General features: G+C 35.2%; 18 protein-coding genes. 10 read left to right on the top strand and 8 right to left on the bottom strand.

The window, feature by feature from the left end; translation table 11 throughout:
• Positions 1-316 precede the first annotated feature (316 nt).
• The 8 genes from ACEWK1_RS19130 to dnaA all read right to left on the bottom strand — a co-directional run bounded on the left by ACEWK1_RS19130 (position 317) and on the right by dnaA (position 10,957).
• Positions 317-1,411: an HD-GYP domain-containing protein gene (locus ACEWK1_RS19130; protein WP_212135195.1), complete on the bottom strand. Its 1,095-nt coding sequence runs from the start codon at positions 1,409-1,411 to the stop codon at positions 317-319.
• A gap of 115 nt (positions 1,412-1,526) precedes the next feature.
• Positions 1,527-4,031: a DNA gyrase subunit A gene (gene gyrA, locus ACEWK1_RS19125; protein ID WP_121664094.1), complete on the bottom strand. Its 2,505-nt coding sequence runs from the start codon at positions 4,029-4,031 to the stop codon at positions 1,527-1,529.
• 309 nt (positions 4,032-4,340) lie between these two features.
• Positions 4,341-6,269 (bottom strand): DNA topoisomerase (ATP-hydrolyzing) subunit B, encoded by a 1,929-nt coding sequence (gene gyrB, locus ACEWK1_RS19120; protein WP_121664093.1) that lies wholly within the window; start codon positions 6,267-6,269, stop codon positions 4,341-4,343.
• A gap of 97 nt (positions 6,270-6,366) precedes the next feature.
• Positions 6,367-6,612 carry an extracellular matrix regulator RemB gene (gene remB / locus ACEWK1_RS19115; RefSeq protein WP_121664092.1) on the bottom strand — a complete coding sequence of 82 codons (246 nt, stop codon included), beginning with the start codon at positions 6,610-6,612 and terminating at the stop codon, positions 6,367-6,369.
• A 1-nt stretch (position 6,613) separates the two neighbouring features.
• A complete protein-coding gene (gene recF, locus ACEWK1_RS19110; RefSeq protein ID WP_212135197.1) occupies positions 6,614-7,741 on the bottom strand; it encodes a DNA replication/repair protein RecF in 1,128 nt (375 codons plus the stop codon).
• A gap of 16 nt (positions 7,742-7,757) precedes the next feature.
• A complete protein-coding gene (gene yaaA, locus ACEWK1_RS19105) occupies positions 7,758-7,973 on the bottom strand; it encodes a S4 domain-containing protein YaaA (protein ID WP_098797625.1) in 216 nt (71 codons plus the stop codon).
• Between the two features lie 263 nt (positions 7,974-8,236).
• Positions 8,237-9,373 (bottom strand): DNA polymerase III subunit beta, encoded by a 1,137-nt coding sequence (gene dnaN, locus ACEWK1_RS19100; protein ID WP_121665151.1) that lies wholly within the window; start codon positions 9,371-9,373, stop codon positions 8,237-8,239.
• Positions 9,374-9,604: 231 nt separating this feature from the next.
• A complete protein-coding gene (dnaA, locus tag ACEWK1_RS19095) occupies positions 9,605-10,957 on the bottom strand; it encodes a chromosomal replication initiator protein DnaA (protein WP_098797624.1) in 1,353 nt (450 codons plus the stop codon).
• A 680-nt stretch (positions 10,958-11,637) separates the two neighbouring features.
• Between dnaA and rpmH the strand changes: the two genes are divergently transcribed.
• The 10 genes from rpmH (at position 11,638) to ACEWK1_RS19045 (ending at position 21,278) form a co-directional block, all read left to right on the top strand.
• The gene (gene rpmH / locus ACEWK1_RS19090) at positions 11,638-11,772 is read left to right on the top strand and encodes a 50S ribosomal protein L34 (RefSeq protein WP_026561635.1); all 135 of its coding nucleotides are present in this window, start codon (positions 11,638-11,640) and stop codon (positions 11,770-11,772) included.
• Between the two features lie 171 nt (positions 11,773-11,943).
• Complete coding sequence (gene rnpA, locus ACEWK1_RS19085) at positions 11,944-12,294, top strand: ribonuclease P protein component (RefSeq protein ID WP_098797623.1); 351 nt, start codon at positions 11,944-11,946, stop codon at positions 12,292-12,294.
• Between the two features lie 145 nt (positions 12,295-12,439).
• Positions 12,440-13,219, top strand: coding sequence for a YidC family membrane integrase SpoIIIJ (gene spoIIIJ / locus ACEWK1_RS19080; RefSeq protein WP_098797622.1), 780 nt, complete (start codon positions 12,440-12,442; stop codon positions 13,217-13,219).
• Positions 13,216-13,848, top strand: coding sequence for an RNA-binding cell elongation regulator Jag/EloR (gene jag / locus ACEWK1_RS19075; RefSeq protein WP_121664090.1), 633 nt, complete (start codon positions 13,216-13,218; stop codon positions 13,846-13,848). The genes spoIIIJ and jag overlap by 4 nt, the downstream gene beginning before the upstream one ends.
• 304 nt (positions 13,849-14,152) lie before the next feature.
• Positions 14,153-15,538 carry a tRNA uridine-5-carboxymethylaminomethyl(34) synthesis GTPase MnmE gene (gene mnmE, locus ACEWK1_RS19070; RefSeq protein ID WP_121664089.1) on the top strand — a complete coding sequence of 462 codons (1,386 nt, stop codon included), beginning with the start codon at positions 14,153-14,155 and terminating at the stop codon, positions 15,536-15,538.
• A 33-nt stretch (positions 15,539-15,571) separates the two neighbouring features.
• Positions 15,572-17,461, top strand: coding sequence for a tRNA uridine-5-carboxymethylaminomethyl(34) synthesis enzyme MnmG (gene mnmG / locus ACEWK1_RS19065; RefSeq protein WP_121664088.1), 1,890 nt, complete (start codon positions 15,572-15,574; stop codon positions 17,459-17,461).
• A gap of 42 nt (positions 17,462-17,503) precedes the next feature.
• A complete protein-coding gene (rsmG, locus tag ACEWK1_RS19060; RefSeq protein WP_121664087.1) occupies positions 17,504-18,220 on the top strand; it encodes a 16S rRNA (guanine(527)-N(7))-methyltransferase RsmG in 717 nt (238 codons plus the stop codon).
• A gap of 105 nt (positions 18,221-18,325) precedes the next feature.
• Entirely contained in the window at positions 18,326-19,201 is an 876-nt protein-coding gene (noc, locus tag ACEWK1_RS19055; protein WP_121664086.1) for a nucleoid occlusion protein, read from the top strand.
• A 471-nt stretch (positions 19,202-19,672) separates the two neighbouring features.
• Positions 19,673-20,434: a ParA family protein gene (locus ACEWK1_RS19050; protein WP_098797616.1), complete on the top strand. Its 762-nt coding sequence runs from the start codon at positions 19,673-19,675 to the stop codon at positions 20,432-20,434.
• Positions 20,427-21,278: a ParB/RepB/Spo0J family partition protein gene (locus ACEWK1_RS19045; RefSeq protein WP_121664085.1), complete on the top strand. Its 852-nt coding sequence runs from the start codon at positions 20,427-20,429 to the stop codon at positions 21,276-21,278. The genes ACEWK1_RS19050 and ACEWK1_RS19045 overlap by 8 nt, the downstream gene beginning before the upstream one ends.
• The last annotated feature ends 64 nt before the right edge of the window (positions 21,279-21,342 follow it).

The raw sequence follows: 21,342 nt of genomic DNA, 5'->3' as shown, positions 1-21,342 counted from the left end.
ATGTATTAGGCACGCCGCCAGCGTTCGTCCTGAGCCAGGATCAAACTCTCCAATAAAGAGTTGATATAGCTCATAAAGTTTGTACTATATAGTACATTGTTTTTGTTAATAAAAATTAACGTTGGCACGCTTGGTTTTGTTTAGTTTTCAAAGAACTTGTGATGTCACTCAAAAGCGACCTCATTAATATAACATTTAACATTTAGTTAAGTCAACTACTTTTTATAACAAAGTTTTATATGAAACACTCTGTTTGGCTGACTCAAAAAATTATATCAGCATCTATATCTTAAGTCAACACAAAACAGAGTAGTTTTTATATAATTTCTTCAATAAATAATTCTCTTCTATCTTTTAACGAAATGATCTCTTGAGAATACAAGTATTTCACCATAGGTCTAGTTGGGTTATTATCATCCATAAAGATAATTTCTGCATCCAATCCATCTGACAACTTTACCTTTGTACCTGTAGAAAACCTTGTTATTCCTTTTTTCAATTCATTAATGATTGTAAGATCAAATTTGCCGAATTCGTCCTCCATAATTTGTTCTAACACTTTAAAGGGTGACTGCTTACTACGATATGGTCTTACTGCAACCATAGCTTGGTAAATATCGGCTAAAGCTACTATTTTGCTATAAGGATGAAGCTTTTCAGCTTTCACGCTTAAGGGATACCCGCTTCCATCTATTCGTTCATGATGCTGGAGTACCCCTAGCTTTACTCCATCCTTAATAGACATAATATTTTTTAATAAATTATAGCTATGAACCGGATGTTGCTTAATATCTTTATATTCAATTTCAGTTAATGTTACCTTTTTAGTTAGGATCGCTGGGTTTACTTTTGACATACCGCAATCACATAACAATCCTGTTAAAGCAATTTGATTTATTTCTCCCTTTTGATACCCTAATTTTTGAGCTAAAAAGGCACTTACTAACGCCACAGACACACTGTGGTGGTACATATAATCTTCCTGCTTACAATAATGATAGAGTTTAAAGACTCCCTCATCATTACCTTCAATTTCAGATACTAGGGGTAAAATCGCTTGTCTTACTTTGTTGATATCAATTTGAACACCGGATTGCCAACTAATAAAAAGCTGCTTATAAGCTTGTACAGCTTCCAGGTATTGATGATAAAACGATTTGATTAATGTGCTATCTTCAACCACTGTATCTTCTGTTTCATCTTGCTCATTACTATATCCAGCTAATTTGAATTCCCGGCCGTTATCAAGAATGTTTTCCACTTCAACTTCTTTTACCAGGAATGCTATAAGAGCTTCCTTAATGTGCTTTGTAATAATTGTGTTTTTATATGCTAAAGGTTGATTTGTTGCTGATAAAATCGGCTTTGATAAGATACAACCTTCTTCTAATTGACTAATATGAATCTTCAAAGGTATCCCCCCCTTATGACATTATAAACAAAAAACAATGATAATGTTTAAGAATGTAAAAAAAGACTGAATTCCACACTCAAAGAATGTGTATTCAGCCTTCTATGCCTTTATATTATTCTTCAGATGAGTCATTTTCCAACTGCTGTTCTGTTTCTTCCAGTTCTTCATTCATGTCATCTTGAGATTCTTCTTCTTTTTGTACTAATGCTACAGTAGAGACAGATACGTTTTCATCAAGTCTGATTAATTTTACACCTTGAGTGTTACGGCCCATTTTCGAAATTGTATCAACATCCATACGGATCACAACTCCGCTAGCTGTAATCAACATTATATCCTCTAGACCAGTAGCTGCTTTTACAGAGACAACTGGACCATTTTTCTCTGTAATATTACAAGTTTTTAATCCTTTACCACCACGACTTTGTATGCGATATTCCTCAGAAGGAGTACGTTTACCGTAACCATTGCTTGTTACAATTAGTACATCCACATCATCTTCAAGAATTTCCATACCTACAACTTCATCACTTTCATCAAGTGAGATTCCCTTTACTCCTGAAGCTGTTCTACCCATTGAGCGAACATCTGATTCTGGGAATCGGATAAGCATACCGTTCTTCGTACCGATGATGATATCCTTTGAACCATCAGTTAATTTTACAGAAATAAGCTCATCTTCTTCACGAAGACCTACTGCAATTAAACCATTGTTTCGGATGTTGGCAAATTGAGATAAAGGAGAACGTTTTGAAATTCCATCCTTTGTAGTAAAGAATAAGTACCAATCATCTACAAATTCTGAAACCGGGATGATTGCATTAACCCACTCACCTTTTTCTACACTTAGAAGATTTATGATCGGCAATCCTTTAGCTGTTCTACTAAACTCAGGTATTTCATAACCCTTTGCTCGATATACTTTACCTTTGTTTGTAAAGAAAAGAATCGTATCATGGGTTGATGTTGTTAGTAGTTGTTCAACAAAGTCATCATCATTTGTTCCCATACCTTGTATACCACGTCCACCACGTTTTTGTGTACGATATGTTGAAACAGGAAGTCGTTTAATATATCCATTATGAGTTAATGTAATAACAATGTTTTCTACAGGTATTAAATCCTCATCTTCAATACTTTCAATTCCACCTGCTACAATTTCGGTACGGCGTTCATCGTTGAATCGCTCTTTAATTTCAGTTAGCTCTTCACGAATGATTTCAAGTACTTTCTCTTCATCCGCAAGAATTGCTTTTAGTTCTGCAATTAGCTTCACAAGCGATTGATATTCTTCTTCAATTTTTTCTCTTTCTAAACCTGTTAATCTTTGAAGTCTCATATCAAGAATTGCTTGTGCTTGTTTCTCACTTAAAGAAAACTGCTCCATTAATCCGTTACGGGCAATTTCAGTTGTTTGCGAGTTACGAATTAAGGCAATCACAGCGTCCAAATGATCAAGAGCAATTCTTAAACCTTCTAAAATGTGAGCACGCGCCTCCGCTTTTCTTAATTCAAAAGCAGTACGACGTTTAATCACTACTTTTTGATGCTCAAGATAGTAATGAAGCATTTGCTTAATATTTAATACTTTAGGATGTCCATCTACTAGAGATAGCATATTAATACCAAAGCTTGTTTGAAGCGCTGTTTGCTTATAAAGGTTATTAAGTAATACGTTCGCATTCGCATCTTTACGAACCTCAATAACAACACGCATTCCAGTACGGTCAGATTCATCACGTAGGTCTGTGATTCCGTCAATCTTTTTATCTCGAACAAGCTCTGCGATTTTTTCAACTAGCTTTGCTTTATTTACTTGATAAGGAATTTCCTTAACAATAATTACTTGCTTACCTGAAGCCTTTTCTTCAATCTCAACCTTCGCTCTGAGAGTAATTGATCCACGGCCAGTTTCATAAGCTTTTCGAATCCCGCTTCTTCCGATAATTTGTCCAGCTGTTGGGAAGTCTGGTCCAGGAATAATTTCCATAAGCTCGGGAATTGTTATCTCTGGATCCTTACTAATCGCTAGGACTCCATCAATTACTTCACCTAATTGATGTGGAGGAATATTTGTTGCCATTCCTACCGCAATTCCAGTAGCACCGTTCACAAGTAAATTAGGGAATCTCGCTGGAAGGACTACTGGTTCTCTTTCGGAGCCATCATAGTTATCTTGATAATCAATTGTATCTTTGTTTATATCACGGATTAGCTCCATTGATATTTTAGACATACGAGCTTCGGTGTAACGCATTGCAGCTGCTGAGTCTCCATCGACTGACCCAAAGTTTCCGTGTCCATCTACTAGCATATATCTATAGTTAAAATTCTGCGCCATACGAACCATTGTTTCATATACAGCTGAGTCACCATGTGGATGGTATTTACCAATAACCTCTCCAACGATACGTGCTGATTTCTTAAATGGTTTATCAGATGTCATCCCTAAGTCATTCATTGCATAAAGAATGCGTCGATGAACAGGTTTCAGTCCATCACGAACGTCCGGTAATGCACGAGACACGATTACACTCATCGCATAACCTAAGAAAGATTCTCTCATTTCATTACTTATATTTCTCTCAATAACATGTGATCCTTGATTTTCCGCCATATTAAAATAACCTCCCTTATTCCTTTTCTTAATTTAATTGGGAGTGCCAAGAACATTCCATCGAAAAATGGTAAAATACTATCTTCTTACAGAAAAGTTGATAGTTTTAAATATAATAAAAACTGCCCAATTGGTTATGTTAAATAATTAGTCTACTCTTCATTATAGCAATATTAGCAAAAGATTACACATCAATTTGATGGAATATTCGTTTACAGCTAACATTTCTTTCACGATAACCATCTCTTTTTTTGTCTAATATATTATGTAAAAAACACCTCACCGAGATGAGGTGTTCTTTCAAATAGATTAAATATCTAGATTTTTAACATACTGTGCATTTTCTTCGATAAAGTTCCTACGCGGCTCTACTTTATCACCCATTAACGTATCAAATGTTTCATCCGCTTCAATTGCATCTTCTAATGTTACTTGAAGTAATGTACGTGTATCTGGATCCATTGTTGTTTCCCAAAGCTGATCAGGATTCATTTCTCCTAAACCTTTATAGCGTTGGATGCCTGGCTTAGGCTGTTCAGGCATTTCAGCCAAGTATGAATCTAATTGTTTATCGTTATAGGCATATTCAACTCGTTTTCCTTGTTGAATTTTATAAAGTGGAGGCTGAGCAATATAAATATAGCCTTTTTCAACAATTGGACGCATATAACGATAAAAGAATGTCAATAGTAGAGTACGAATGTGTGCACCATCTACATCCGCATCCGTCATAATAACAACTTTATGATAGCGTGCCTTTATAATGTCAAAGTCTTCTCCAATACCTGTTCCGAGTGCTGTAATAATAGCTCTTATTTCATTGTTTGAAAGAATCTTATCTAGTCTTGCTTTTTCTACGTTTAAGATTTTACCTCTTAAAGGCAGTATTGCTTGAAAGTGTCTGTCTCTTCCTTGTTTTGCAGATCCACCTGCAGAATCACCCTCAACAATATAAATCTCACTAATAGAAGGGTCCTTAGAAGAACAATCCGCTAACTTACCAGGTAAACTTGAGATTTCTAACGCACTTTTCCTTCTTGTTAACTCACGAGCTTTTTTTGCAGCTAAACGGGCTCTTGCAGCCATTAAACCTTTTTCAACGATTTTTCTAGCTACTGAAGGATTTTCTAACATGAATTTATCAAATGCTTCAGAAAAAACAGAATCTGTTACTGTACGAACCTCAGAGTTACCTAATTTCGTTTTTGTTTGTCCCTCGAATTGGGGATCTGGGTGTTTAACAGAGATGATAGCTGTAATCCCTTCTCGAACATCTTCTCCAGAAAGGTTATCATCGCTTTCTTTAAATATTTTATTTTTACGAGCGTAGTCATTGATTACACGAGTTAATGCTGATTTAAAGCCTGCTTCATGTGTTCCACCTTCATAGGTGTGAATATTGTTCGCAAAAGAATAAATATTACTAGTGTAGCTGTCATTATACTGAATAGCTACCTCGGTTGTAATACCATCTTTTTCTCCCTCAATATAAACCGGCTCATCATGAATAACCTCGCGCGTACGGTTTAAATGCTCTACATACGACTTAATTCCGCCCTCATAGTAGTATTCATTTGAACGTTTGTTTTCTCGTTTATCTTCAATCGTAATTTTCAATCCACGATTTAAAAATGCTAGCTCACGAATACGGTTCGCTAATATTTCATAATCATAGACAGTTGTTTCTTGGAAGATTTCTGCATCCGGCTTAAAGTGGGTGATTGTGCCTGTAACATCCGTCTCACCAATTACCTCTAAATCAGCTGCTGGAATACCTTTATTAAACCTTTGGAAATGAACTTTTCCTTCACGATGTACTGTTACATTTAATTCTGTAGAAAGAGCATTAACAACAGATGCCCCTACACCATGGAGTCCACCTGATACTTTGTATCCTCCACCACCGAATTTTCCTCCGGCATGCAATACTGTCATGATAACTTCAACTGCAGGACGTCCCATTTTTTCATGGATCCCTACAGGAATACCACGTCCGTTATCTTTAACAGTAATACTATTATCTTCTTCAATGGTGACATTAATTTCATTACAGAAGCCCGCTAAGGCCTCATCAATACTATTATCAACAATTTCCCACACCAAATGATGCAGACCCTTACTGCTCGTAGATCCTATATACATACCTGGACGTTTACGAACTGCCTCTAAACCTTCTAAAACCTGAATCTGATTTTCATCATATGATTGTTGTTGGACTTGATTATTTTCCGTCGTCACATTGATCACCTACACTTTTCCTAAAGCTTACTTGTCGTTGCACTCAAAGCCATACCCTAAAGCCCTTCTGTTAGGAAGCTAGACTTTAAACATTTAATTAATCTATATCAAAAGCAACTTGTGCTCGTTTTTTTAATGTACTTGATGATAAAGGCGAGAAATAAATTTTATTAACCGTCACAATAATGGATTTTGCTTCACCATTTGCCAGTTGAACAATTCTATCTTTTTGCTTTTGAAAAAATTCATCTACAATGGCGGAATCTTGAGAAGAGTGTCGATCCAATATCATCACGACCTCTTTTGATGGAACAACAAAATTGTCTCCCAGATGAATATACAAATCAGTCACCTCTTTTATCGTCAGCAAGCTCTCCTGCTCTTACACGGAAAGTAGCAGCTTCTTTTAATGTTTGATGATCAATTCCTTCGACACTTGTTGTTGTTACAAATGTTTGAACCTTACCTTGAATGGTATTCAATAAGTGTGATTGTCTATAATCATCCAATTCGGATAAAACATCATCAAGCAAAAGGATCGGATATTCTCCTATCTCATTATGAATTAAGTCAATCTCCGCTAATTTCAACGATAAAGCAGTGGTTCTTTGTTGTCCTTGTGAACCATAAGTTTGCACATCATGGTCATTCACAAAAAAGGTTAAGTCATCTCGGTGTGGACCTGCTAAAGTTGCCCCCCGTTCAATTTCCTTCTCTCTTATTTTAGCAAATTTTTGTTCATATGCTTCTATCATTTTCGTCAAATCATAATCTTCTGATACATCCACAGAGGGTTTATATTTGATTCTTAGCGTTTCTAAGCCTCTGCTTATCCCTGAATGCACGGGCTCAGCCCATTTTTGGAGCTCAGAAACAAACTGCAAACGTTTATAAATGATTTTTGCAGCTGCTTCGCACAGTTGTTCAGTTAAAACATCAAGCATCGTTTGATCCTTTTGTTTGCGCATCTGTAACAGCTTCAAATAATGATTACGCTGTTGCATAATCTTTTGATAACGACTCAAATCATGCAAATAGATAGCTGAAACCTGACCAATTTCCATATCTATAAATCTTCTTCTTACCTGAGGACTTCCTTTCACTAAATTCAAATCCTCTGGTGCAAACATAATCACATTCATTGCCCCGACGTATTGGCTGAGTTTCTCTTGCTCAATATGATTCAACTTTGCCTTTTTACCCTTTTTAGAAATAACTAATTGAAGGGCAGTTGAACGATTATATTTTTCTATATTACCCTCTATTTTAGCATATTCTTTGTCCCAGCCAATCAACTCTTTATCATTCGAAGTTCGGTGTGATTTCGCCATAGCAAGCACATAGATTGATTCCATCACATTGGTTTTACCTTGTGCATTTTCACCTAAGATTACATTCACTTTATTTTCAAACTGAATCGTCAATTCTTCATAGTTACGATAATTTTTTAATTTCAGCTCATTTATAAACAAAATTTGTACACCAACTTTAATTTTTCACAATATATGTGCCGAAATCAGGAATATATAAAACATCACCATCTCTTAGCTTTTTACCACGGCGATTTTCAGGTTCATTATTCACAAAGATTTCGTATTCAGCTAAAAACCATTTAGCCATTCCACCAGATTGAATAACATCTGCTAATTTTAGGAATTGACCTAATGTTATAAACTCTGTATCAATTTTAACTGGTTTTGCCATAGCGAACCACCTTCCTCAGTAGTCTCTAACTTTATATTTTACTAAAAATATGCCATGAAGTACAACAACTTCACTATTGGAAATCTCTGTGTCCTCGAGGGATGGACAGCACCTCCGTCTCACAGATTTGAAATAGGTACAAATGCCCATACAAGTTTATTTTCTCTCCATAACTGATACGGTATTCCTTCTGGATTAAAGTAGAAATTATTGTCTCATAAATAAAGAAAAGGCTGACGAACGTCAGCCTGCTATTTTTATCATCAATATGTTCTAACCGGTAAAATTAACTGTAACATAGAATCGTCATCTTTTGTACGAATAACGAAAGGTCTCATTGCTCCAGTGAAGTCAACACTGATTTCGTTTCCTTCAAGTGCCTTTAAAGCATCCATTACGTATTTTGCACTAAATGAAATCTTTAATTCTTCACCATCAATTTGCTCCACTTGTATTTCTTCACTTACTTTTCCAATTTCAGGGGAATTAGAAGAAACCTCAATCATTCCGTCTGTTAGAGTTGAAAGTTTAACAACATTATTTCGTGCTTCTTTAGCTAATAAGGAGGCACGATCGATTGCTTGTAAGAAATCTTTGGAATTTAAAACTAAGTTTGTTTTACTCTCATTTGGAATTAAACGGGAAGTATCAGGATAATTTCCGTCTAAAAGTCTTGAGAAAAATAATAGATTTTTTGCCTTAAACAATACTTGGTTTTCAGTAATGACAATTTCAATCGGTTCATTTGTATCATCTAAAATTTTACTTAACTCACTTAGACTTTTCCCGGGAATGACAACATTGTATGAACTTTGATTTTCTGAGTTGATTAATGCCTTTCTTAGTGCTAAGCGGTGGCTATCTGTTGCGATACAAACTAACTCACTGTTTTCTAGCTTCCAGTTTACACCTGTTAAGATAGGTCTTGTCTCAGATGTTGATACAGCAAAAACGGTTTGACGAACCATTGCTTTTAGTAAATCAGTAGGGATTTTAAAAATATTTTCTTCCTCAATCTGTGGAAGATGAGGATATTCTTCTGCATCTAATCCATTTAGACTGAATTCAGCCTTACCTGAACGGATTACCGTTGCATGGTGGTTTCCTACTTCAATTTCTACAATATCCATTGGTAATTTTTTAACGATTTCACTAAAAAACTTGGCTTGTAAAACAACACTTCCTGATTGAAGAATTTCAACATTCTCTTTGTCATCTTCTTCAGCTGGAATAAAAGATTCAATAGAAATATCAGAATCACTACCTGTTAATGTGACTCCTTCTGAATCAGCAACAATTTTTATACCCGTTAAAATCGGAATTGTTGTTCTAGATGATACAGCTTTCATTACATCTTGAACACTTTGAACTAATTTATCTCGTTGAATAATGAATTTCATCATCGTTTTCCTCCTGTTTCCTAGCTACTTGGAATATTTTCCTGACTACGAGAGTTTCTCAATTTTTTAGGTTCTAGTTATATTATTTTTTTATAAAAATATAGTAGAAGTACTAGTAGGGCCTGTGGAAATGTGGATAACCGACCTAAACGAAAGGAAACACAGCCTATCCACATGTGGACAGACTGTGTATATATGTGTAATAGTTATTCACACTATTCAATATTAAAATTAAGAACCTTTTAAAAGTCCAGTAATATCTTTTAACTGTTTTTGTAGCTGCTCATCACTTTGAAGCATTTTTGATATTTTCTCATGAGCATGAATGACTGTTGTATGATCTCGTCCCCCAAATTCTTCCCCAATTTTAGGTAATGAAGAATCGGTAAGCTCTCTTGAAAGGTACATAGCAATTTGTCTTGGAAAAGCAACAGATTTTGTTCGCTTCTTCGCCTTAAAATCTTCTAACTTCACCTGATATTCTTGTCCAACTATTCGCTGAATATCACTAATTGAAATCATCTTTGGTTTTGAGTTAGGAATAATATCTTTTAGGGCTTCAGCAGCCAGATCAGCATTTATATCTTTATTAATAAGAGAAGAGTAGGCCACTACGCGAATTAGTGCACCTTCAAGCTCTCGAATATTTGAATCAATTTGATTTGCAATATAAAGCATCACTTCATTAGGAATATCGAGCCCTTCAGCTTTTGCTTTTTTACGGAGAATCGCAATCCTTGTTTCCAAATCCGGAGGGGTAATATCTGTAATTAATCCCCATTCAAAGCGAGAACGAAGGCGATCTTCTAATGTCGGAATTTCTTTTGGTGGTCGATCACTGGAAATAACGATTTGCTTACTTTCTTCATGCAATGTATTAAAAGTATGGAAAAATTCCTCTTGAGTTTGTTCTTTCCCAGCCAAGAATTGAATATCATCTATTAAAAGTACATCAACACTTCTATATTTGTTACGAAAATCAACTGCTTTGTTATCTCTAATAGAGTTGATAAATTCATTTGTAAACTTTTCAGAAGATAAATAAACAACCTTTGCCGATGGGTTATGATCAATCACATAATGTCCAATTGCATGCATTAAGTGAGTTTTTCCAAGTCCAACGCCCCCATAAATAAAAAGGGGATTATAGGCTTTTGCAGGTGCTTCAGCTACTGCTAATGATGCTGCATGAGCAAATCGGTTTCCTGATCCAATAACAAATGTATCAAACGTATACTTAGGATTAAGCATATTTTGCGGTAGTTCTGTTTGTTCTTCATCGGCTTTATTTATCTGTTTGATTGGTGAATTTGGAACAAAATCATCATCTGTCTGATTTTGGGGAATAATAAATTTTATAGCAAACTCTTCACCTGTTAATTGATAAATCGAATCAGCGATTAAGTGTAAGTAACGGGATTCCAGCCAATCTCTTGCAAATTCGTTAGGAGCGGTAATTGTTAAGGTATCACCTTGAATTCCATGAGCCTTTGTTGATTTTAACCATGTTTCAAAGCTTGGCTTACTAATTTTCTTTTCGATCTCTGCCAAGGCCTTACTCCAAAGCTCAGATATATTCTCCATTTGCGTTTTGTCCCTCCTTTACGATGCATCCCAACCTTAATGTACAAGCTTTGTACAAGGTGCGAATATTCATGTATAAACATACAGATGCAAAAGAATGTGAATAAATATATAATATAGTAGAAAAACATCTTTTCGACAAAACTCATGTGATGTGGACAACAATTTACATAAGCTGTTTATAATCTTTCCACATGTTATCCACAGTCTGTGGATATGTTGAATTTTAAGATAGATTATTAAGAGTGAAAACACAAATATAATATCAGAATAAATCTAGATATGCAACGGTTTTTACAAACTTATCCACATTATTAATCATTTGTTGAAGGAAATTGTCCACAATGAGCCAACTTGTGAAAAAGTTGTCGATAACGTATGTGGATAGTGGAGAATTCTGTCGAAACTTTATCCACAGGCTAGAAACCTTAAACAATAGTTGATGTTTAGCTGCTTATTTTGAGGTGGAGGTATACTGTTCTAAAAAGGATATGAGATCACGAAGAAGAGGGTAGGTTTCAAAAAAAGAATTAATAGAGGATAATAAATAAATTTTAAATTAGATGATGAAAAGAAAATAAACTTAATAAAAGAATGGATGATGGTTGACAATTCATAGGGTAGGTAACTATAATTAGTAAGACTGTCTTTAACTGTTATTCCTCAGGGAGGTGTCATATATGAAACGTACTTATCAACCAAACAAACGTAAACGTAGTAAAGTTCATGGTTTCCGTAGCCGTATGAGCACTGCAAATGGACGTAAAGTTCTTGCTCGCCGTCGTCGCAGAGGAAGAAAAGTATTATCAGCGTAGGCCACTGAAAAATCAGTGGTCTTTTTTTGCAGATGAATGAATAAAACGATTTATTCAGGAAATGAGGAAGAAGAGTGCTAGATCATTTCTTGTTTAAATTCGTTTTATTTCAGATATAATGATGGTGATTATTCTGTTAGCCTATTAGCAGAACAAACCGGAGTGAAATAGATGAGAAGGAAATATAGAATAAAGAAGAATAAAGATTTTCAAGTAGTTTTCAAGAGAGGGAAATCTTTTGCCAATAGACAATTTGTTTTGTATATCATGCAAAAGCCTGAAGAGAAAGAGTTCCGAATTGGACTATCTGTAAGCAAAAAAATAGGAAATGCTGTAACAAGAAATAAAGTTAAGCGGTTAATTCGACAAGTGTTTACAGAAGAAAAGCATCGAATTGCTTCTGGTAAGGAATTTATTATTATTGCTAGAAAGCCTGCAGCTGAAATGAATTATCATGAAGTAAAAGGAAGTTTGCAACATTTATTTCGAAAAGCAAAAATCTATCAGCCAAAGAAGATGTAGAATATTGTTGAAATTATACTACCGAAAACTTTATTAAGAAAAACAATTCTATTTATAAAAGTGTTAAGATATTAACGATGTGGAACTTTTTCTATCTTTTAACGTACATGAATAGTATCTATTATTGGTTAGGAGGAAAAAAGGTTTGAAGAGGCGCATACTTTTAATAGCAGGGTTAATCAGTGTTTTGACCCTTTTGACAGGATGTACGGAGGTTAATACTCCAATTACATCTGAAAGTGAAGGATTCTGGAATTCGTATATCGTATATCCTTTATCACAACTTATTACATATTTTGCTGAATTAACAGGCGATAATTATGGGATTGCCATCGTAATTGTTACAATTATTATTCGATTAGCTATCTTACCGCTAATGATTAAACAAATGAAAAGTTCTAAAGCAATGCAAGCAATTCAACCGGAAATGCAGAAGTTGAGAGAAAAGTACAGCTCAAAAGATCAACAAACTCAACAAAAGCTACAGCAGGAGACAATGGCTTTATTCCAGAAGCACGGTGTTAATCCTCTTGCAGGTTGTTTCCCATTAATTGTTCAGATGCCAATCCTGATTGGTTTCTATCATGCGATTATGAGAACGACTGAAATCGCTGAGCATAATTTTCTATGGTTTGATTTAGGAGAAAGAGATCCATTCTTTATCCTGCCGTTGGTTGCTGGTTTAACAACATTTATTCAACAAAAAATGATGATGGCTGGTACAGCTAATCAAAATCCTCAAATGGCTATGATGCTTTATATTATGCCTATTATGATTATCGTTTTTGCAATTAGCTTCCCTGCAGCTCTTTCTTTATACTGGGTAGTAGGTAACTTATTCATGATCATTCAAACATATTTCATAAAAGGTCCTGAGCTTAAGGAGCAAAAAGAAGCTTCTAATAGTGGGGGAAAGAAGAAGTGAGAGAAGTAACTGCTAGTGGACTTACTGTCAATGAAGCAGTCGAGGAAGCATTAAAGCAATTACAGGCAAAACGAGAAGAAGTTGAAATAACAATTCTCGAAGAAGGAAAAAAAGGATTTTTAGGTATTGGAAAGAAACCTGCTATTGTAAAGGTCATAATTGTACATGATCCAGTAAAGTATGCAAAAGAATTTTTAGCAAATGTTGTTCAAAAAATGGGTATTGATGCAGAGATTTCAGTGAAACAGACTGGTAAAATTGTAAACATGCAATTATCAGGGGAGAAAATGGCGGTCCTTATCGGAAAAAGAGGACAAACATTAAACTCTCTTCAATATTTAACACAATTAGCTGCAAATCGATACTCTAATCATTATTTGCAAATTATCATTGATGCTGAAAACTATCGTGAAAAAAGAAAAGAAACACTTAAGCAATTAGCAGGAAAACTTGCACAGCAGGCAATTCGTACATCCAAAAATGTCCCATTAGAACCAATGCCTTCATATGAAAGAAAAATAATACATGCTGCATTAGCAGAATTTAAAGATATAAAAACTTTTTCAGTCGGAGAAGAACCAAATCGTCATCTGGTTATTTCTCCAAAGTCTAAGAGAATGGCTCGTTGAGTCATTCTCTTTTTTTTGCCTTTTTCTAAAGCAAGTCAGAGATCTATTCAAATGATCGACAACCTTCTACAAATATCGGGTGGTGACAGGCACCCCATAAAATATTTCAAATTCATCAAATATTGTTATTAACATGTGGATAAGTTAAAATAGAGAAAGGTATGAAGAGAGTGGATAAATAATTGTGGATAAAATGAGGCGATTTTGCTTTCTAATGAAAACGAAATGTGCTATCTTTAAAAAATTGGTCGCATTTTAAGAGGAAGAAAATTTACATAAATGAAAGAGAGAGGTGGTCGTAGCGATGGAGTTAGATACAATCGCAGCGATATCGACACCTTTAGGAGAGGGAGCTATTGCCATTGTTCGGTTAAGTGGTGAGGAAGCAATAGAGATTGCTGATCGACTATTTAAGGCTCCTTCGAATAAAAGGTTAACTAATGTTGACTCCCATACGATCCATTACGGACATATTGTGGACCCGAAAACAGGTCAAGTTGTAGAAGAAGTCATGTTGTCTTTAATGAGGGGACCAAAGACATTTACGAGAGAAGATATAGTAGAAATAAACTGTCACGGTGGAATTGTTACAGTGAACCGGGTACTGCAGTTGGTCATTCAACATGGTGCAAGACTGGCAGAACCAGGAGAGTTTACAAAGAGAGCCTTTTTGAATGGTCGGATTGATTTGTCTCAAGCTGAGGCTGTTATGGATTTAATACGAGCAAAAACGGATCGAGCAATGAATGTCGCTTTAGGGCAAATGGAAGGAAAACTGTCAAAGCTTGTTCAGAAGTTAAGACAGGAAATTCTAGAAACACTAGCACATGTTGAAGTCAATATTGACTATCCTGAATATGATGATGTTGAAGAAATGACTCATCAAATGCTTGTTGAAAAAGCTACATTTGTAAAAAATGAAATCAGTAAGTTATTGAAAACATCACAACAAGGGAAAATTCTTAGAGAAGGCTTGTCTACTGTTATTATAGGACGACCAAACGTCGGGAAATCATCTTTATTAAACAGCCTTGTTCATGAAAATAAAGCAATTGTTACTGATATTCCTGGAACAACTAGAGATGTTATAGAAGAATACGTCAATGTAAGAGGTGTTCCTTTACGATTAGTTGATACAGCTGGAATACGTGAAACAGAAGATATTGTAGAACGTATCGGTGTTGAACGTTCGAGAAAAGTATTAAAAGAAGCGGATCTTATTTTACTAGTTCTGAATTATAACGAAGAACTTTCTCAAGAAGATGTTCAGCTTTTTGAAGCCGTAAAAGGAATGGATATTATCGTTATTGTTAATAAAACAGATTTGGATCAAAAAATTGATCTTCAAAAGGTGAAGGAGCAAGCAGCGGGAAGACCTGTTGTGACAACATCACTATTAGAAGAACAGGGAATAGATGCATTAGAAGAAGCAATAAGTGCATTGTTCTTTGAAGGAAATGTCCAAAGCGGGGACTTAACATATGTTTCAAACTCAAGACATATTGCTCTATTAACAGCTGCCGAAACTTCTATTAATGACGCATTGTCTGGTATAGAAGCAGGAGTTCCAATTGATATTGTACAAATAGATTTAACCCGTTGTTGGGAACAGCTTGGGGAAATAATAGGAGATGCAGTTCACGAAAGCTTAATTGATCAACTGTTTTCTCAGTTCTGTTTAGGGAAATAAAGTAGATATTTTTTATATAAAGGAGGTTCCTCTATGACGTATCATGCAGGAGATTATGATGTCATTGTTGTAGGAGCTGGACATGCAGGGTGTGAATCAGCACTCGCATCAGCAAGAATGGGAGCAAAAACTCTCGTCATTACCATTAATCTAGATATGGTTGCATTTATGCCATGTAATCCATCTGTTGGTGGACCAGCAAAAGGAATTGTTGTTCGTGAAATTGATGCTTTAGGCGGAGAAATGGGGAAAAACATCGACAAAACCCATATCCAAATGAGAATGCTAAACACGGGAAAAGGTCCAGCTGTTCGAGCGCTTCGTGCACAAGCAGATAAGTTTTCATATCAACATGAGATGAAAAAAACGATGGAAAATGAACGTAACCTTACATTGCTACAAGGAATGGTTGATCGCTTAATCGTAGAAGACGGTGTTTGTAAAGGTGTGGTTACTCAAACTGGAGCTGAATATTCTGCGAAAGCAGTTGTATTAACAACAGGTACATTTTTACGCGGAGAAATTATTCTAGGAGAATTAAAATACTCAAGTGGACCAAACAATCAGCAGCCTTCAATTAAGCTATCAGAGCATTTACAAGAATTGGGCTTTGATTTAGTTCGTTTCAAAACAGGAACACCTCCACGAGTAAATAGTCACTCGATTGACTATAGCAAAACAGAAATTCAACCTGGAGATGAAGTGCCGCGTGCATTTTCTTATGAAACAACAAAATACATTACAGATCAGCTACCTTGTTGGTTAACGTATACGAGCGGAGAAACTCACAAAATTATTGATGATAATTTACATCGTTCTCCTATGTATTCAGGAATGATTAAAGGCACAGGACCTCGTTATTGTCCATCTATTGAGGATAAAGTTGTTCGCTTTAATGATAAGCCGCGTCATCAAATCTTTTTAGAGCCAGAAGGTAGAAATACACAAGAGGTCTATGTGCAGGGGCTATCAACAAGTTTACCAGAAGATGTTCAACAGCAAATTTTGAAAACAATTCCTGGACTTGAAAAGGTTCAAATGATGAGGGCGGGATATGCAATTGAATATGATGCCATTGTCCCAACTCAACTATGGCCAACTTTAGAAACGAAAAAGATTTCTTCTTTATTTACAGCAGGACAAATTAACGGAACTTCTGGTTATGAAGAAGCTGCTGGTCAAGGATTAATGGCTGGAATTAATGCTGCACAAAAGGCTCTTGAAAAAGAAGAAGTCATTTTAAGTCGCTCGGATGCTTATATAGGTGTACTCATTGATGATCTTGTAACAAAAGGTACAAGTGAACCATATCGCTTACTAACATCAAGAGCAGAATATCGACTACTTCTAAGACATGATAATGCCGATTTGCGCTTAACCGAAACAGGCAAGAAAATCGGATTAATTTCTGATGAACGTTTTGAAAAATTCAAAACTAAGAAGCAAGCAATTGAAGAAGAAAAACAACGCTTATCATCTGTTATCATTAAGCCGAATCAAGAAACACAAAAGCTTATTCTTTCTGTCGGCGGTAGTGAGCTTAAAGATGGCATAAAAGCAGCTGATTTATTAAAACGACCAGAAATGAACTATGAGCATATCGCTCAGCTTGTACCATCAGAATCAGAAGTGGATTCAGATGTTGCAGAGCAGGTAGAAATACAAATAAAATATGAGGGATATATTGAAAAATCCTTACAACAAGTTGAAAAGCTTAAGAAAATGGAAAACAAAAAAATCCCTGAAAATATTGATTATGATGATATTAATGGCTTAGCTTCAGAAGCACGTCAAAAGCTTAAGGAAGTTAGACCATTATCAGTTGCACAAGCTTCACGTATTTCTGGAGTAAACCCAGCTGATATTTCAATATTATTGGTATACCTAGAACAAGGTAGAATTGCCAGAGTTTCAAATCAATAATTACTGTTAATAAAACCAATCTTTAACAGAAAGGTTATGAATATGGATACAGCATTATTTCAATCAAGCTTAGCTGAGAAGGGGATTTCTCTTTCTCAGCAGCAGATGGACCAATTTGAGTTATATTTTAAGCTCTTAGTAGAGTGGAATGAAAAAATGAATTTAACGTCAATTACAGACAAAAACGACGTGTATTTAAAACATTTTTATGATTCTATTTCTGCAGCATTTTATTTTGATTTCTCTAAGCCACTAAGTATATGTGATGTAGGTGCAGGAGCTGGATTTCCGAGTATTCCTTTAAACATTTGTTTTCCGCATTTAAAGGTTTCAATCGTTGACTCTTTACAAAAAAGAATTACTTTTTTATCGCATTTATCAAAAGAATTAGGGTTAAATTCAGTGCAGTTATTTCATGATCGAGCTGAAACGTTTGGTCAAAATAAACAGGTTCGGGAAACATATGACGTTGTCACAGCCAGAGCTGTTGCGAGGCTATCTGTTCTAAGTGAATTATGTATTCCTTTAGCAAAAAAGGATGGATACTTCATTGCCATGAAAGGGGCAGCAGCACAGGAAGAGCTTGAGGCTGGTAAAAAGGCCGTTACTGTATTAGGTGGTAATGTGCAAGAAATTCACTCATTTGAACTACCTTTAGAGGAAAGTGAGAGAACAATCTTAATAATTGAAAAAGAAAAAAGCACTCCTAAAAAATATCCTCGAAAGCCTGGAACGCCAAATAAACTTCCAATCGAGTAGATGTTTCATGTGAAACATTTACTCGAACTTTTGAGTATTTTGCAGGAAATAATGTAAGAGAAATAGAATATTTAAATTGGTAGTTTTAAAAGGTGGTGTAGGCTCATGAAGCATCCATTTTCTCGCTTTTTCGGTTTGGGAGAAAAAGAACAAGCACAAGCTAATCAAATCGTAGTAGAGGAAGTTGAACAAGAAGATACAGCAGAAGAAATAAGGGAAGAGGTTAAAAAGATTCCAATTAAGGATATTACTCCTAACCGCTTCCAGCCACGTACCGTTTTTTCAAATGAAAAGATTGAAGAGTTAGCCTTAACAATTCGTACTCATGGAATTATTCAGCCTATTGTTGTCCGAGAAATAGGTGGTAAATTTGAGTTGATTGCAGGTGAAAGACGCTGGCGTGCTGTACAGACTTTAGGTTGGGAAGAGATACCTGCAATTGTAAAGGATTTCAACGATACGGAAACAGCTAGTGTTGCTTTAATAGAAAACCTTCAAAGGGAAGAATTATCTTCAATAGAGGAAGCAGTTGCTTATGCTAAGTTACTAGAATTACATGACTTAACTCAAGAAGCATTGGCCCAAAGACTTGGTAAAGGTCAATCAACTATAGCAAATAAGCTGCGCTTGTTAAAGCTTCCTGAAGAAGTCCAGGAGGCATTACTTCAAAAAGCAATCACTGAACGTCATGCACGTGCACTAATTCCATTAAAAGATCCACAGCTACAAATTACACTGTTAGAGGAAATTGTTGAAAAACAATTGAATGTTAAGCAAACAGAGGATAGGGTAGTCAAGCTACTTGAAAAAAATAATGTAAAACCAAAACCAAAGCGTAAAGCATTTAGTAGAGATACAAGAATTGCTATGAATACAATTCGTCAATCCCTAACAATGGTAGCTGACAGTGGCGTAAAATTAAATACGGAAGAAGAAGAATTTGATGAATACATCCAATTCACAATTAAAATTCCTAAATAATATTGAATAATAACTATTTTTATAAACTATTTATCTATTCCACATATGGCTGTTAGGTACTGGCTTTTTGTCAGGCCTTTTTTCTTTGTACTAGATTCAATAAAAGAAACATAGACCATTGTGGAATGATTATTTAGAGAAGAACACAAAATTATGATGGTCACATCCTCACCCGAACCAATTCCACCTAGAAAAATATCTCTTCAGAATGATAAAAATGAATTTTAATTAGTAGAAATTACTATTTTGCATAAATACAAAAAAATTCAAACTCTTCATCCATTTTTCATGATAAAATAAAAAAATGATTTAAAGTAGCAATTTGTAGAATGTTGTAAAATAAAAGAAGGAAATCTATTCATCTAGTAGCTAATGCTAATCTTCAGGAAAAGCTAGATGGGTTCACTTTTATGCTTTTTTCTTTACTGTAAAATTTTAACAATAGATTAGAAGATGAAAGTAGGTGACATCGTGGGGAAAATTATTGCGATTGCAAACCAAAAAGGTGGTGTTGGAAAAACAACCACATCCGTAAATTTAGGAGCTTGCTTAGCATACATTGGGAAACGAGTTCTTCTCGTCGATGTTGACCCACAAGGTAATGCAACGAGCGGGATTGGCATTGAAAAGGCTGATGTTGCTCATTGTATTTATGATATTTTAGTAGATGATGTAGATGCAAAGGACGTTATAAAATCTACAGCTGTAGAAAATCTTGATATTATTCCAGCCACGATACAGTTAGCTGGGGCTGAAATAGAACTTGTACCAACAATCTCTAGAGAGGTTAGACTCAAAAGGGCACTTGAAGCTGTAAAGGATCAGTATGATTATATGGTGATTGACTGTCCACCATCATTAGGATTGCTCACCATTAATGCCTTAACAGCATCAGATGCAGTTTTAATACCGGTACAATGTGAATATTACGCCCTTGAGGGATTGAGCCAATTATTAAATACTGTCAGACTTGTTCAAAAGCATTTAAACACTGATCTTACAATAGAAGGTGTTTTATTAACAATGCTAGATGCAAGAACAAATCTAGGTATTCAAGTAATTGATGAAGTGAAAAAATATTTTCAGGATAAGGTTTATAAAACAATCATTCCAAGAAATATTCGCTTAAGTGAGGCACCAAGTCACGGACAACCAATTATCATTTATGATCCAAGATCTAGAGGAGCAGAGGTTTATTTAGATTTGGCAAAGGAAGTGGTTGTAAATGGCTAGAGGTTTAGGAAAAGGTATTAATGCTCTCTTCACTAACATGGAAGTAGAAAAGGAAGAATCTATTCAAGAAATCAACATAAATGAGATTCGCCCAAATCCATATCAACCACGTAAAGTATTTGAAGAAGATGCGATAAATGAATTAAAAGAATCCATTTTACAGCATGGTGTCCTGCAACCAATTATTGTTAGGAAAAGTATTAAAGGGTTTGAAATTGTTGTAGGGGAAAGAAGATTTCGTGCAGCAAAAGCGGCAGAGCTAACAGTTATTCCTGCTGTTGTAAGAGAGTTAACAGAGCAACAAATGATGGAGCTCGCACTTTTAGAAAATTTACAACGTGAAGATTTAAGTCCAATTGAAGAAGCCCAAGCATATCAAAAGCTAATGGAGCATTTAGGCCTAACTCAAGAAGCATTAGCAAAAAGGTTGGGAAAAAGCAGACCACATATTGCTAACCATGTTAGACTTCTAACATTGCCAGAGCAAATTCAGCAATTAATAGCTGAAGGTAAGCTATCTATGGGACATGGACGAACTTTACTTGGATTAAAAAATAAAGAAAAATTAAATGCACTAGTTGAAAAAATTATCCGAGAACATTTAAATGTTCGTCAACTAGAGCAACTTATCCAACAGTTAAATAGTAATGTTTCACGTGAAACGAAAAAGAAAAAGCCTGAAAAAGATGTGTTTATAAAAGAAAGAGAATCATTTTTACAGGAATATTTCGGAACGTCCGTTACGATTAAAAAGCAGAAGAAAAAAGGAAAGATTGAAATAGAATTCTTTTCTCAAGATGATTTAGATCGTATTTTAGAGTTGCTAGAACAACAGCAACAATAAACAGATTTCCTTTAGAGCTGGCTTAGTAGTCAGTCTTTTTCTTTGCACTTTTTTCTTTGGTAAC

The sequence above is a fragment of the Metabacillus sp. YM-086 genome (assembly GCF_048059995.1).
GTDB lineage: Bacteria > Bacillota > Bacilli > Bacillales > Bacillaceae > Metabacillus > Metabacillus litoralis_B.
The sequence above is the reverse complement of the archived record's forward strand: the minus strand, read 5'-3'. Positions and strand labels throughout refer to the sequence as shown.

Excerpts from the sequence above, each read along its gene's own strand:
- gyrA (WP_121664094.1), bottom strand. The coding sequence starts at position 4,031 with ATGGCGGAAAATCAAGGATCACATGTTATTGAGAGAAATATAAGTAAT.
- yaaA (WP_098797625.1), bottom strand. The coding sequence starts at position 7,973 with ATGGCAAAACCAGTTAAAATTGATACAGAGTTTATAACATTAGGTCAA.
- dnaN (WP_121665151.1), bottom strand. The coding sequence starts at position 9,373 with ATGAAATTCATTATTCAACGAGATAAATTAGTTCAAAGTGTTCAAGAT.
- dnaA (WP_098797624.1), bottom strand. The coding sequence starts at position 10,957 with ATGGAGAATATATCTGAGCTTTGGAGTAAGGCCTTGGCAGAGATCGAA.
- rpmH (WP_026561635.1), top strand. The coding sequence starts at position 11,638 with ATGAAACGTACTTATCAACCAAACAAACGTAAACGTAGTAAAGTTCAT.
- rnpA (WP_098797623.1), top strand. The coding sequence starts at position 11,944 with ATGAGAAGGAAATATAGAATAAAGAAGAATAAAGATTTTCAAGTAGTT.
- mnmE (WP_121664089.1), top strand. The coding sequence starts at position 14,153 with ATGGAGTTAGATACAATCGCAGCGATATCGACACCTTTAGGAGAGGGA.
- mnmG (WP_121664088.1), top strand. The coding sequence starts at position 15,572 with ATGACGTATCATGCAGGAGATTATGATGTCATTGTTGTAGGAGCTGGA.
- rsmG (WP_121664087.1), top strand. The coding sequence starts at position 17,504 with ATGGATACAGCATTATTTCAATCAAGCTTAGCTGAGAAGGGGATTTCT.
- noc (WP_121664086.1), top strand. The coding sequence starts at position 18,326 with ATGAAGCATCCATTTTCTCGCTTTTTCGGTTTGGGAGAAAAAGAACAA.
- ACEWK1_RS19045 (WP_121664085.1), top strand. The coding sequence starts at position 20,427 with ATGGCTAGAGGTTTAGGAAAAGGTATTAATGCTCTCTTCACTAACATG.